This is a genomic window from Microbacterium sp. oral taxon 186 str. F0373 (genome assembly GCF_000411455.1).
Classification (GTDB): Bacteria; Actinomycetota; Actinomycetes; order Actinomycetales; family Microbacteriaceae; genus Microbacterium.
This window is the reverse complement of sequence record NZ_KE150457.1, coordinates 1,407,763-1,420,096: the sequence shown is the minus strand read 5'-3', so window position 1 is coordinate 1,420,096 and position 12,334 is coordinate 1,407,763. Positions and strand designations below refer to the sequence as shown.

The 12,334-nt window shown below is 71.8% G+C and carries 13 protein-coding genes; 7 read left to right on the top strand and 6 right to left on the bottom strand.

The features are described 5' to 3' along the window. Positions 1–10 precede the first annotated feature (10 nt). Both HMPREF1529_RS06615 and HMPREF1529_RS06610 read left to right on the top strand, forming a co-directional pair. Positions 11–418, top strand: a complete 408-nt coding sequence (locus tag HMPREF1529_RS06615) for a DUF4383 domain-containing protein (protein ID WP_016464226.1) — start codon at positions 11–13, stop codon at positions 416–418. Beyond that, a complete protein-coding gene (locus tag HMPREF1529_RS06610; RefSeq protein ID WP_016464225.1) occupies positions 415–954 on the top strand; it encodes a hypothetical protein in 540 nt (179 codons plus the stop codon). Before HMPREF1529_RS06615 ends, HMPREF1529_RS06610 begins: the two co-directional genes overlap by 4 nt. Before the next feature lie 70 nt (positions 955–1,024). Here the strand turns inward: HMPREF1529_RS06610 and HMPREF1529_RS06605 are convergent, their stop codons facing one another. Both HMPREF1529_RS06605 and HMPREF1529_RS06600 read right to left on the bottom strand, forming a co-directional pair. Further along, on the bottom strand, positions 1,025–2,152 hold the full coding sequence (locus tag HMPREF1529_RS06605; RefSeq protein ID WP_016464224.1) for a Gfo/Idh/MocA family protein: 1,128 nt from the start codon (positions 2,150–2,152) through the stop codon (positions 1,025–1,027). Continuing rightward, positions 2,149–2,973: a sugar phosphate isomerase/epimerase family protein gene (locus tag HMPREF1529_RS06600; protein ID WP_016464223.1), complete on the bottom strand. Its 825-nt coding sequence runs from the start codon at positions 2,971–2,973 to the stop codon at positions 2,149–2,151. Before HMPREF1529_RS06600 ends, HMPREF1529_RS06605 begins: the two co-directional genes overlap by 4 nt. Before the next feature lie 135 nt (positions 2,974–3,108). Here HMPREF1529_RS06600 and HMPREF1529_RS06595 point away from each other — a divergent pair, with 135 nt between their 5' ends. Then, positions 3,109–3,726, top strand: coding sequence for a TetR/AcrR family transcriptional regulator (locus tag HMPREF1529_RS06595; RefSeq protein WP_016464222.1), 618 nt, complete (start codon positions 3,109–3,111; stop codon positions 3,724–3,726). 9 nt (positions 3,727–3,735) lie between these two features. Here the strand turns inward: HMPREF1529_RS06595 and HMPREF1529_RS06590 are convergent, their stop codons facing one another. Then, on the bottom strand, positions 3,736–4,635 hold the full coding sequence (locus tag HMPREF1529_RS06590; protein ID WP_016464221.1) for a LysR family transcriptional regulator: 900 nt from the start codon (positions 4,633–4,635) through the stop codon (positions 3,736–3,738). Between the two features lie 84 nt (positions 4,636–4,719). Here HMPREF1529_RS06590 and HMPREF1529_RS06585 point away from each other — a divergent pair, with 84 nt between their 5' ends. Both HMPREF1529_RS06585 and HMPREF1529_RS06580 read left to right on the top strand, forming a co-directional pair. Next, entirely contained in the window at positions 4,720–5,877 is a 1,158-nt protein-coding gene (locus HMPREF1529_RS06585; RefSeq protein WP_157533868.1) for a TDT family transporter, read from the top strand. 9 nt (positions 5,878–5,886) lie between these two features. After that, on the top strand, positions 5,887–6,765 hold the full coding sequence (locus HMPREF1529_RS06580; RefSeq protein ID WP_016464219.1) for a PhzF family phenazine biosynthesis protein: 879 nt from the start codon (positions 5,887–5,889) through the stop codon (positions 6,763–6,765). On the opposite strand, the gene HMPREF1529_RS06575 is transcribed toward HMPREF1529_RS06580, so the two are convergent. The 3 genes from HMPREF1529_RS06575 to HMPREF1529_RS06565 are packed head-to-tail and all read right to left on the bottom strand — an operon-like array spanning position 6,760 to position 10,313. Continuing rightward, positions 6,760–7,032, bottom strand: coding sequence for a hypothetical protein (locus HMPREF1529_RS06575; protein WP_016464218.1), 273 nt, complete (start codon positions 7,030–7,032; stop codon positions 6,760–6,762). The two genes, HMPREF1529_RS06580 and HMPREF1529_RS06575, sit on opposite strands and share 6 nt — an antisense overlap. 37 nt (positions 7,033–7,069) lie before the next feature. Further along, entirely contained in the window at positions 7,070–8,329 is a 1,260-nt protein-coding gene (locus HMPREF1529_RS06570) for a cation:proton antiporter domain-containing protein (RefSeq protein WP_016464217.1), read from the bottom strand. A gap of 7 nt (positions 8,330–8,336) precedes the next feature. Continuing rightward, entirely contained in the window at positions 8,337–10,313 is a 1,977-nt protein-coding gene (locus tag HMPREF1529_RS06565; RefSeq protein WP_232212073.1) for a bifunctional lysylphosphatidylglycerol flippase/synthetase MprF, read from the bottom strand. A 164-nt stretch (positions 10,314–10,477) separates the two neighbouring features. Between HMPREF1529_RS06565 and HMPREF1529_RS06560 the strand changes: the two genes are divergently transcribed. Together HMPREF1529_RS06560 and HMPREF1529_RS06555 are read left to right on the top strand one after the other, a co-directional pair. Then, complete coding sequence (locus HMPREF1529_RS06560) at positions 10,478–11,152, top strand: response regulator (protein ID WP_016464215.1); 675 nt, start codon at positions 10,478–10,480, stop codon at positions 11,150–11,152. Next, positions 11,149–12,264: a sensor histidine kinase gene (locus tag HMPREF1529_RS06555; protein ID WP_016464214.1), complete on the top strand. Its 1,116-nt coding sequence runs from the start codon at positions 11,149–11,151 to the stop codon at positions 12,262–12,264. The genes HMPREF1529_RS06560 and HMPREF1529_RS06555 overlap by 4 nt, the downstream gene beginning before the upstream one ends. Positions 12,265–12,334 lie beyond the last annotated feature (70 nt).

The following is a 12,334-nucleotide window of genomic DNA, read 5'->3' as shown; positions in this document are numbered from 1 at the left end:
GAGGTCCGTCATGAACTCGTCACCGAACCGTCTCGTCGCCACCGTCTTCGGCGCCGTCTACCTCGTCGTCGGCGCCCTGGGCTTCGCCGTCACCGGCGGCGTGGGATTCCTCGCCACCGACGGCGGACTGCTGCTGGGGATCTTCGCCGTGAACCCGCTGCACAACATCGCGCACCTTCTCATCGGTGCCGCGCTCGTGATCGCGGGCCTGAGCGGCGTGCGCGCCGCCAAGACGGTCAACGCCACCATCGGCGCCGCCTATCTGCTGCTGGGCGTGGTCGGCTTCTTCCTCGTCGGCACCTCGGCGAACATCCTCGCCCTGAACGTCCCCGACCACTTCCTGCACCTCGCCAGCGCGATCGTGCTGCTCGGTGTGGCTCTCGGCGCCGAGCGCGGCGCGCGGTCGGTCACGGCATGAGCGCGCCCTCCCGCGCGGCGGCCGCTCCGGGAGCCGGCCTGCGCGCCTGGACCGTGCCGCTCGCGTGGGGGGCGGGCCTGGTCTCGATCGGCATGGGCGCGGCCGCCATCACGGGTGAGGCGTCTTCGGGCGCGGCCCGCGGGTCGGGAGTCGTCCTCGCCGTGGCGGGACTGCTGTGGCTGGCCTGGGGTGCGGCGGCGCTGAGCGCCGGCCGCCTGCTCCTGCCCCGGACCGCGGCGGCGTCGACGCTCGTCACTGTCTTCGGCGTCGCCGCGCTTGTCGTTCTGACCGGGGGCCGCGCGAGCATTCTGGCCGCCGCGGTCGCGGTCGTCCTCCTGCTGACGGCGGCCGTGATGATCATCACCGACGCTCGCCGGCGCGTGGCACCGGCCGGCGCGATCCGCACGGTTCCCCTGCTGCTGGCCGCCGCCCTCGTGGCCGTCGTGGCCACACCGGCACTCGGCGCCGTGCAGGACGCGGCGCTCGTGCGCCCCGACGGCACCGTGATGGTCGTCGATCCGCACGCCGGCCACTGACAGGCGACGAAGAGGGGTGGATGCCGGTGCTCCCGGCATCCACCCCTCTCGGTGTGCGCGTGGCCGCGGCTCAGGCCAGCGTGCTCTGGAAGGGGTCGAACCCCTCGGGCAGAAGCGGCACGTCGGCGACGGTGCTGCCGATCGTCAGCGTCTCGCCGGTACCGGCGGACTCCTGCGCCGACAGCATGACGTCGAGCACGTGATAGCCGAGCTCGCCGGTCGCGACATGGGGACGTCCCTCCGCGATGGCGCGTGCCATATCGAGCACGCCGAGACCGCGACCGACGACGGTGCCCTCCTCGGGCACCTCGACCCACTCCTGCTCGAACCGCATGCCGTCACGGATCACGCCGAGCGGCTTCACGTACGCGATGCGTCCGGTGAACGCGTTCGGGTCGGGCAGCACGATCGTGCCCTCCGAACCGTGGATCTCGATCACACCGTGTCGCTCCAGCGCCGAGTCGAAGCTGAGCAGGTGGGTGCCGTGCTGTCCGCCCGCGAAGGAGGTCAGCACCTGGACGGTCGAGGGCACCTCGACGGGGAAGGTCTCCCCCGCGCGCGGTCCGGTGTGGATCTGGCGCGTCGTCTGCCAGCGCGAGCCGCGCGCCGTGACGCCGGCCACGGGTCCGAGCAGGCTCACGAGCGCCGAGAAGTAGTACGGCCCCATGTCCAGGAGCGGTCCCGCGCCCTGGGCGAACAGGAACGCGGGCTCCGGGTGCCACAGGTCGGGCCCCTGCGTCTGGAACGACGTCTGCACGAACAGCGGCGTGCCGATGACGCCCTCGCGGATGGCGCGCTTGGCGGTCTGGAAGCCCGGGCCGAGGATCGTGTCGGGGGCCGACCCGATGCGCACACCGGCCGCCTCGGCTTGCGCGAGCAGTTCACGCGTGCTCTCACGGTCCAGGCCCAGCGGCTTCTCGGTCCACACGTGCTTGCCGGCGGCGACGGCGGCCTTCGACACCTCGACGTGCACCGCCGGGATCGTGAGGTTGACCACAAGGTCGACGTCGGGATTCGACAGCACGTCCTCCCCCGTGCCCCAGCTGGGCACGCCGTGCTCCTCGGCCTTGGCCTGGGCGCGTTCGGGCAGGAGATCGCCCACGGCCACGACCTCGACGTCGGGGAACGAGGTCAGGTTCTCCAGGTAGGTCTGGCTGATGACTCCGGTGCCGATGACACCGACGCGCAGGGCGCTCACTGGACGTACCCCCCGTCGCGGAGGAAGGCGTAGCTGGCGGCGATGTCCTCGAACACGTCTCCGGGGGCCTTGTCGTACTCGATCACGGCGTAGCGGATCGCCGTACCGACCTTCAGCGCCTCCGCGAGAGGAACGTCGGCGGTGCCGGCGTGGCGCTGGTCGAGGCTGTCCGACCCGAAGGAACCGGCGCCGGGAGCCCAGGGGTTGGATGCCGGGACGACGCCGTCCTTGACGTGCACCGCGACGAGGCGGTCGCCGAGCGCGGACACGAGCGCGGGCACGTCCTGGCCGCCGGTGAGCGCCCAGAAGAGGTCGAGCTCGAGCTGGACGCGCTCGTCGGTCAGCGCGACGAAGCGCTCGTAGGCGGTGGCGCCGTCGAAGGAGGCGACGAACTCCTGGGCGTGGTTGTGGTAGCCGACGCTGAGGCCGAACTCCGCCGCCTTCTCGGCGGCGCGGTTGAGCCGGTCGGCGATGTCGGCGACACCGTCGGCCGTCAGCCAGCGCTCGGGAGCGACGAACGGGTCGATGACGGTGGTCATGCCGATCTCCGCCGCGGCGGCGAACACGACCTCGGGTGCCGGGGTCGGAATCTCGCCGTCCGGGGTCCAGAGGGTGTCGGACAGCAGCGGTGCATGTCCGGTGGGCGAGGCGAGTCCGCTGGCGTCCAGCGCGGCGCGGATCTGCGTGGGGCGGGAGACGAAATCGAACGCCTCCACGTTGCGCAGGCCGATCGCGGTGAGCTTGTCGAGTGAGCCTCCCATGTCGGCGGTGAACTCCTTGGCCAGCGTGTAGAGCTGGACGGAAGCGACGGGCAGTGTCATGACGTGCGTCCTTCGAACCTCGTTGTCTCGTGTGTGCGGCGTCGGCGGCGCATCGTCCGCGTGGCGCTGAGGCGACGGTATCACAAAACCTCCACATGGAGGTTTCTTCTTCGAGGATCGGCTAGGTTGGATGCCGTGAGCACGACGGACGGCACGGGCGACGAGGCGGTGATCGGGCGCCGCGGCCTGCAGCCGAAGGGGGTGGCGCGGCGCCAGGAGATCCTGGACCGCGCGATCGAGGTGTTCCGCGAGCGCGGGGCCGACGGCACGTCGCTGCGTCGCATCGCCGAGGCGATCGGCGTCTCGCATGCCGCTCTGCTGCACTACTTCGACTCTCGGGAGCAGCTGCTGGTCGCCGTCTACGCGCATGCCGAGATCCGGCGCAACGCCGCTGCGGACCCGATCGTCACCCCCGGCGTCGACACGATGATCGCTGCGGCGATCGCGAACGTCGACGTGCCGGGACTGGTCCAGCTGTATACGACGCTGCTGGCGGCCTCGCTGGAGGCGGGCAACGACGTCGGCCGAGAGTTCTTCTCGGCCCGCTTCGAGCGCGTGCGCGACGAGCTCACGTCATCGTTTCGTCGGCAGCAGGCCGATGGCGACATCCGCGACGACGTCCCCGCCGAGGACCTCGCGGCGCTCTTGATCGCCGCCTCCGACGGCCTGCAGATCCAGTGGCTGCTCGAGCCGTCGATCGGACTCAGCGAGACCCTCCGCACGTTCGGGCGCCTGCTGCAACCACCGCGCTGAGCGCAGCGGTCAGCCGATACCGAGCGTGTCGGCGATGACGGCGAGCAGGCGGGATGCCGCGGGCTCGGGCTCGCGACCGGCCCAGACGGCCGCGACCGGGCGCGTGATCACCTCACCGTCCATCTCGACGCGGACGAGGCGCCCCGAGTGGAGATCGTCGCGCACGGCGAGCGCGCTGACCGCGGCCGGCGCGAAGCCGGTGGCCGCGGTCGTGCGCACGGCCGACGAGGAGGGCAGTTCCGCCGCGGGAGCCGCCGTCAGGGGGGTGCCCGCGGCATCCAGCGCCGCTTCCAGAGCGCGGCGCGTGCCGCTGCCGCGCTCCCGCAGCACCAACGCGGTGCCGGCGACCTCCGCCGGATCGAGGCGGCGCCGCTGTGCCCATGGGTGCGACGGCGAGACCACGATCACGATCTCGTCCCGCGCGATCACGACGTTCCGCAGGTCCGTCGGCATATCCGGGGTCTCGATGAAGCCGAGATCCGCACCGCCGCGGCGCACCCGAGCGATGACGGCAGCGCTGTTCTCGGCATCCAGCCGAACGCCCGGCGCCGCCGGGTCCCGCTCCCGCCACGCCGCCACCCACGCGGGCAGCAGGTGCTCGGCGACCGTGAGGCTGGCGGCGACCCGCAACGTCCCCCGGCGCCGCTCCCGCAACGCGCCGACCGACTCGTCGAAGCGGTCGGCGGCGGCCATCACCTCCCGACCCCACCCCTCGACCAGCTCGCCCACGCGCGTGAGCCGCGAGCCGCGCGCAGAACGCTCGACCAGCACCGCACCGACGTCGCCCTCCAGCGCCCGCAACCGCGCAGACGCGGCCTGCTGGGTCACGCCCAGACGGCGCCCCGCCGCCGTCAGACTGCCGGTGTCGGCGAGTGCCGTCAGAAGACGCAGCGCCTCAATGTCGACCACGAACCCTCCAGCCACAAGCCGAGTTTGTACCCTGCCAAAGATACGGCTCTTCCGCGGCAGCGCAGAGCCCACGACGCTGGTGACATGACGATGTCGACTCCACGCACACGACGCCTGTTCCGCGATGTCCCCGGCGGGCGGATGCTCGTGTCGGCGATCACGCCCAACTGGTTCGCCTCCGTCATGGGTACCGGCATCGTCGCCACGGCGGCAGCGACGCTTCCCGGCTCAACCTCGGCGCTGCGGGTGCTCGCCCTGGCCGCATGGCTGGTCGCCGCGGCGCTGCTCATCGTGCTCCTCATCGCGTCGGCGCTGCACGCGGCATGGTTCCCCGAGATCGCACGCAGCCATCACCTGCACCCGGTGATCGCGCACTTCTACGGCGCCCCGGCGATGGCGCTGCTGACCGTGGGCGCAGGCGCCGTCCTGGTCGGCGCGTCGATTCTCGGCGAGACACTGGCCGTCGCCGTCGACGCGGTGCTCTGGACGGCCGGAACCATCCTCGGGCTCGCGACGGCGGTGGCGATCCCCTACCTCCAGTTCACTCGGCACGAGGCGACGGCCGACGCCGCCTTCGGCGGATGGTTGATGCCCGTCGTGCCGCCGATGGTGTCGGCGGCGACCGGAGCTCTGCTGATCGAGCATCTGCCTGCGGGACAGGCGCGCCTGACGATGCTGGTGGCCTGCGGACTCATGGTCGGCGTGGCCTTCCTGTCGACGCTGGCGATCCTTCCCCAGCTGTGGTCCCGGCTGGCCCAGCACAAACTCCCCGCGCCGGTGATGGTGCCCACCCTGTGGATCGTTCTGGGGCCGCTCGGTCAGTCGGTCACGGCGGCGAACCTATTGGCCACCCACGCGCCCGCCGCCGTCGGAGCGAGCGGAGCCGCCACCGTGACCGCCGCGGCGGTCGTGCTGGGCGTTCCGGTCTTCGGATTCGCCCTGCTGTGGCTCGCGATCGCGGCGGCGATCACGGTGCGCACCGCGCGCGCCGGCCTGCCGTTCACCCTGACATGGTGGTCGTTCACCTTCCCCGTCGGCACCTGCGTCACGGCGGCGAGCGGCCTGGCGCTGCACACCGGCTCGACGATGCTCGCGATCATGGCGTACGCGCTGTTCGCCCTGCTGCTGGCGGCATGGTTCACGGTCGCGGCACGCACCTTCCATGGCGCGATCGTCACCGGGCGACTGCTCGTCCCCGCGGCATCCTCGGCACCGGCCCCGACCGGCTTGGCGCGCCCGTAGCCTGAGAGGATGGCCGCACCCGAGATCCTCCGCTACACCGCCTTCAGCTCTGACCCCGCCGGCGGCAACCCGGCGGGCGTGGTGCTCGATGCCGGCGGGCTGGACGATGCCGACATCCAGCGGATCGCCGCCGAGGTCGACTTCGCCGAGACCGCCTTCGTGACCGGGATGCGCGAGGACGGGGCGCGCGCGGTGCGCTACTTCTCCCCCATCGCCGAAGTGCCGTTCTGCGGGCACGCCACGATCGCCACGGCCGTTGCCCTGGCCGAGCGCAGCGACGCCGATGCCATCGTCTTCGACACCCCCGTCGGCGACATCCGCATCGAGATCGAACGCGGCGCCGGCGGCATCCGCGCGGCCTTCACGAGCGCTCCGACCTCCGTGCGCGCCCTCGATCCCGATGACCGGGACGCGATCCTCCTGCTGCTCGGGCTCAGCAGCGACGAGCTCGACTCGACGCTGCCACCGCGCATCGCCGATGCGGGCAATCCGCATCCGGTCATCGTGCTGGCCGACCGCACCCGCTTCGATGCGTTCACGTTCGACCCACACCGCGTGCGGGCCCTCATGGATGCGCGCGGTTGGCCCGCGACGATCACCGTCGCGCACCGCGTGGCGGAGGATCGTTTCACCGTGCGCAACCTGTTCCCCGTCGGGCGGATCACCGAAGACCCCGCCACCGGCTCCGCGGCCGCCGCACTGGGCGCCTACCTGCGCGAGCTCGACGCCGTGCGCGTGCCGGCACGCGTCGCGATCGAGCAGGGCCTGCACGTCGGTCGCCCCGGCCTGCTCGTCGTCGACATTCCGGCGACGGGGCGCGTCCGCGTCTCCGGCGTCGCCGTGCCGATGACGGACGCCACCCGCCCGCGCGTTACCGCCGACTCATGAGAGCTGCGAGCGCGTCCTCGAGCACGAGAGCCTGGTGCACCTCGGTCGCCTGCGCATAGGACCCGCGAGCGCCACGAAGACGGCACCGACCACGTCGACGTACCCGACGACAAGGCCGTCGGCGATGACGCGGTAGCGGTCGATATCGTCGATGACCAGCCGATACGCCTCGTCTGCGCCGGCGGCGGGAGCGTCCGCACCGGGACCGGGTCGATGGCCCTCCTCCGGTCGCTCAGCGCGACGGGACGGCGTGGTGTCGATGGTCATGGTGCGCCTCCACCCCCGCCTCGCGCACATCACCGGATCACGCCGGGGGCTTGACGGATGCCGCCGCGGCACCTACCGGGGGCGGTGCGGCATCCGCTGCGCGTGCTCCCCACAGGCGCCGAACGAGCAGAGGCCCGCCGATCCCGTGGATCGCGACGCTTCCCAGCACGACCATGCAGGTCGCCGCCAGCACGAGAAACCCCTGCTCGCCGGGCAGGGCGTTCGCGGCGATGAGCCCGAACACGATGGATGCCGCGCCGCGCGGCCCCACCGCCGCGACGAAGATCCGCTCCTGGCGAGATGCCTCGCTTCCGAGCAGGGCGATGCCGACGGGGATGATCCGCCCGATGGTGAGCGCGACGAGCGCCAGGGCGATCGCCGGCCACCAGTCATATGTCTCGCTCAGCAGCACGACGGCGGCGAAGCCGAAGGCCAGCCACAGCAGCAGATTGGTCAGCCACGACACATCCTCCAACAGCGTGAGCTCAGCGCGGTCGAGCCCCTTCTCCCCGCGTGTTAGCCGGATGGCGATACCGGCGACGAACACCGCGACGAAGCCGTTGCCGTGGAGCATCACCGTCGCCGCGAAGACGATGAGCGGAGCGGCGATAAAGGCGATGCGCATGCTCTGCGGCTCGGTCCACCCGCGCTCGTCGGCGAAGCGGGTCACGCCGCCGATCGCTGCGCCCACCGCGGCACCGACGAGCACGGCGATGAGCCCGGCGGGGGCCGCGACGGCGAAGGCGCGCCCGGCGTCGCCCGTGGTTCCCGCCGAGGCGAATGCGAGCGCGGCGAGCAGGAGCGGAGAGACGAGGCCGTCGTTGTAGCCGCTCTCGACACTGAGCCAACGCCGCACGCGCGCGGGTATCCGCTCGTCGCGGACGAGCGACGTCTCCGGCGAGAAGTCGGCGGGCACTGAGATGCACGCGATGGCCAGCACGACGGCGACCGACAGGCCGAGCGGGAGAACCAACCCGACCGCCAGAACGAGCACGAGCGACAGGGGCAACCCGATCCCGAGCAGGCGCGCCGGCACGCCCGTGAACTGCGAACGCACCGACCCGCGCACGTCCAGCGCATCGACGAACAGCAAGAACGCGAGGACGATCTCCGCGAGGAAGAGCGTCGCTTTCGACTCCATGAAGAGGATGCCCTGGGTGGGCAGCACGGCCCCGGCGATCAGACCGAGCCCGGTCATCACGATCGGCCCGTTCACCGTCGCTCGCCGAAACGTCCGGCTCCACAGCGACCAGATCAGCAGCGCGACACCGGTGACGAGCAGGAAGGTCGTCAGCACAGTGCCCTCACGCCATCGCCTTCAGCGTCGCGACGATTCCGCGCAGGCGCAGGCCGGGAACATAGGCGCGCACCAGGGCCGATCCGATGCGCCCGAGCTGGAGACCCTCGGGGTAGCACATCCACAGCGGCCGATGCTCGGCACCGAACTTCGCCTTGAACCTCTCCAACGAGGAGAACCCGTAGGCCGGCTCCAGCGCGCGCACCACCCGGCGCGAGAGCCGCCCGGGCACGGCGCCCTCGTGCGGAGCGAGCGGCGTACCGGACAGGCTGATCGTCGGGATGCCGTCGGCCTCCGCCTGCCGGATGGTCGACACGATCGCGAACTCCATCGCTCCCGGCATGGCCGCGTCGGCGCGGCGCATGACATCCAGCGTCCATCCCACGACGACGCCCGCGCGGCGACGGGGAAGCCAGCTCGTGACGGCGTGGACGTGGCCGTCGGCGCCGATGACGAGCATCAGGCGCACCTCTTCGTCCTTCAGTTCGGCAAGACCCCCGAGCGTGAAGCCCATTTCCGGAAGTGCTTTGTCCTGGGCCCAGCGCCCGCAGATGAGGTCGACCTGCGCACGCGCAGCTCCGTCGAGATCGACGTAACGAGTCCACACGGCATCGACCGACTCGCGTGCGGCACGGTTGACGGCGGTCCGCAGGTCCTGGCGCCGCTTGCCGGAGAGGCTGAAACCGGCGGTCGTGAGCACCGCTTCGGTGCCGACGGGCATCGCGGACCAGCCCGCGCCGGCGAGATCGGCAGCGGTTTCGGCGTGGACGCTGTAGAAGACCGGCATCCATCCCCGCTGCTCGCAGAAGTCGGAGAATGCGCGGATGGTGGCGGCGCGGTCGGTGCAGATCGGGTCGCCGACCGTGATGGCCACGCCGCCGCGCACCCGATACGCGACCACCGCACCGTCGGGGCCGACCCACACGGAGTTGCCCGCCCAGGTCGCCATGTGGGCGAACGTGCCGGTTCCGAAGGCTCGCGCGGCGTTCCGCGCGGCGGCGCGGTCTTCCGCGGTCGCTGCCGGAGCCGCGCGCCGGACGATCGCACGCCCGCCGATCACCACGATCAGCGCGGCCAGCGCGGGAAGGACGCCGGCGAGAGCGATGACGATCTGCCACTCCATCTCGCCGCCGCTGATTCCGGACCACCAGAGCTCGCCCTCGACGAAGGGCGTGAGCAGCACCTCGACGAACACCACCGCAGCGACCGCGAAGAGCACGGCCCCGGCGAGCACGACGCCCACGACACGACCGAGGTCGATCAGCAACGCGCTGACCAGAAGGAGCGCGGCGGCCAGGGGCGCCAGGGACGCATCGACCGCGGCACCCGTCCAAGCCAGGATCCCGCTGGCGTCGGGGGTCACCGCCGCCAGCGCGAGGGCGCTGGCCATGACGACGAGCGCGGACGAGACGATGCGCCGCCACGTGCTGCGTGCTCCGGCCGGCCAGGGGCGCACCGCCGCCGACGGCGCCCACCACGCCGCCGCCGCGAGCCCTGGCAGCACCGCCGCCGCCCGGGCGAGATCGGAGGCATGGCCGTTCACCAGGAGCATCGCGACGATGACCGTGAAGGCCGCCCAGCGGACACTTCGTCGCGTCGCGGGACGCAGCGATCCCGAGGCGACCGTCACCAGAAGGGCGGTCGTGACCGAGGGGACCCACGGCTGATACTGCAGGGCCGTCACCGACAGCTCCTCCCCGAACGCGGCGAGGGTGGACAAGACGCCCCAGGCGAGCAGGACGGCCGTCGCGGTGCCCGCAGCCGCCACGAGCGCCGCCCGAACGCTTCCCATCATGCGCTCGACGATCACCAGCATCACGATCAGGCCGAGCCACGACAACACGCTGAAGACCGCCCCGTCCAGCGCGACCTCTCCCGCTGCGGTGACGTGGGCGACTCCCATCCCCAGCGCCCCCGCGGCGACGGCGAGCGACACAGGGTGGCGCAGCAGAGCGCGCGCAACGGCGAAGAGGACGGTTTTCACACCATCGAGCCAACCCTGGTCTGCGCGTCGACGCATCGGTCGGCAGGTGTCATCCGCCCCCGCCGATCGGCGGGTTGCCCTCCCGGCGGATGGCGGAACGTCCATCGATGTGAACGCCGCCGCGGGCACCATGATCTAGGTTCTGAGGGAGGGAGGTGGCGTCGATGATCCGTGTCGTCATCGTGGACGATGAAGCGCTCGTGCGAAGCGGCTTCACGCTCATCCTGAACGCGACACCCGACATCCGTGTCGTCGCCAGCGCCACGGGCGTCGATGCGCTCGAGGTGATCAAAGCCGAGAAGCCCGATGTCCTGCTGCTGGACATCCGCATGCCCCAGGTCGACGGCCTCACTCTCCTGAACGTTCTGAGCGCGCTGCCCCACCGACCGGCGATCGCGATGCTGACGACGTTCGACGCCGACGAGTACGTGCTCGCCGCGCTCAACGCCGGCGCCTCCGGGTTTCTGCTCAAGGACACCGAGCCCGATCAGCTCGCCCAGTACGTGCGCGCTCTCGCCGCCGGCGGCGTCGTGCTCGCCCCGCGCGCGTCGCGTCGCCTTCTCGACACGCAGCCCGGCCGCCTGGCGATGGATGCCGAGGCCGAGCGCGTCGCGACGCTCACCGTCCGTGAGCAGCAGGTGCTCACCCTCGTCGCCGAGGGGCTGTCCAACGCGGAGATCGGAGGCCGGCTCTACCTCAGCGCCGGGACCGTCAAAGACCACGTCAGCGCGATCCTCGCGAAGTTGGGCGTCGCCGGCCGCGTGCAGGCGGCGCTCGCAGCGCAGCGTGCGGGTCTGCTCGACACGCAGGACGGCGCCGAGCGGGGCGACACGGTGTGAACGCCATACGGGCTTTGTGGCGGCGGATCCCGCCGATCGTCGTCGATCTTCTCGCCGTCGCCGTGGCGGCCGCCGACGCGTACCTCTCGGCCAACACGGACGACCCCCTGACGCTCGGTGTCTGCATCCTCGGGTGTGCCGCACTGCTGCTGCGGCGGCGCTGGCCGGCGCTGGCATTCGTGCTCACCCTGCCGGCGGCGCTCATCGCGAATGTGCTCGCCGCCCCCGTCATCGCTCTGTTCAGCCTGTCGGCGCGCACGCGGACCCGGGGCCTGCTGGTTCTGGCCGGCGCGGCGTTCGCGGCGGCCGAGGCCATCGGGTGGCCGATCGTGGATCAGCTCATCGTCGACCAGAGCTGGACCGCCGTCACCTTCGTTTACCAGGCGGCAACCGCGGCGGCGCCCATTCTGCTCGGCCAGTTGCTGCAGACGACGGAGGATCTGCACGCCCGTCTCGAGGAGATCGAGGCGACCAAGCGCCATGAACGTGAGCTGTACGCGCAGACCGTCCTCGCTCAGGAGCGCAACCAGCTCGCCCGCGAGATGCACGATGTCGTCTCGCATCAGGTCAGCCTGATTGCGGTGCAGGCGGCCGCTCTCCAGGTGACGGCGACGGATGCCGCGGCGCGGGAGGGCGCGGCATCCATCCGGTCTTTGAGCTCGACAACCCTCGAGGAGCTGCGCTCGATGGTCATGCTACTGCGCGCGGCCGGCACCCGCAGCCCCGGGCTTGCGCCGCAGCCGACGATCGCGGAGCTGCCCTCACTGCTCGCGTCGACCGGCATGCCGTTGGCGGTCACCGGCGCCCTGCCCGACGATCTGGGGCCCGCAGCGCAACGCGCCGTCTATCGCACCGTGCAGGAGGCGCTGACCAACGTGCGCAAGCATGCGCCCGGCTCCCCGGTCGCCGTCACGTTCTGGCAGGACGATCGGTCGTGCGGCGTCACGATCACCAACGGCGCGATGACCGAGCGCCCTCTCGATCTGCCCGGCGCGGGTCTGGGGCTGCGGGGCCTCCGCGAGCGCGCCGAGATCCTGGGCGGGACCCTCGACGCCCATCCTCTCGATGACGGTTTCCTCGTTCGGCTGACACTGCCGCGCCGCGCGGACTGATCCGTCCCCGCCGCCGGGCGGCGGGCGCCAGCCAGCCGGCGACGGTTCCCGGCCGTTCGGCGGATGGGCC

Excerpts from the sequence above, each read along its gene's own strand:
- HMPREF1529_RS06615 (WP_016464226.1), top strand. The coding sequence starts at position 11 with ATGAACTCGTCACCGAACCGTCTCGTCGCCACCGTCTTCGGCGCCGTC.
- HMPREF1529_RS06610 (WP_016464225.1), top strand. The coding sequence starts at position 415 with ATGAGCGCGCCCTCCCGCGCGGCGGCCGCTCCGGGAGCCGGCCTGCGC.
- HMPREF1529_RS06600 (WP_016464223.1), bottom strand. The coding sequence starts at position 2,973 with ATGACACTGCCCGTCGCTTCCGTCCAGCTCTACACGCTGGCCAAGGAG.
- HMPREF1529_RS06585 (WP_157533868.1), top strand. The coding sequence starts at position 4,720 with ATGACGATGTCGACTCCACGCACACGACGCCTGTTCCGCGATGTCCCC.
- HMPREF1529_RS06580 (WP_016464219.1), top strand. The coding sequence starts at position 5,887 with ATGGCCGCACCCGAGATCCTCCGCTACACCGCCTTCAGCTCTGACCCC.
- HMPREF1529_RS06575 (WP_016464218.1), bottom strand. The coding sequence starts at position 7,032 with ATGACCATCGACACCACGCCGTCCCGTCGCGCTGAGCGACCGGAGGAG.
- HMPREF1529_RS06560 (WP_016464215.1), top strand. The coding sequence starts at position 10,478 with ATGATCCGTGTCGTCATCGTGGACGATGAAGCGCTCGTGCGAAGCGGC.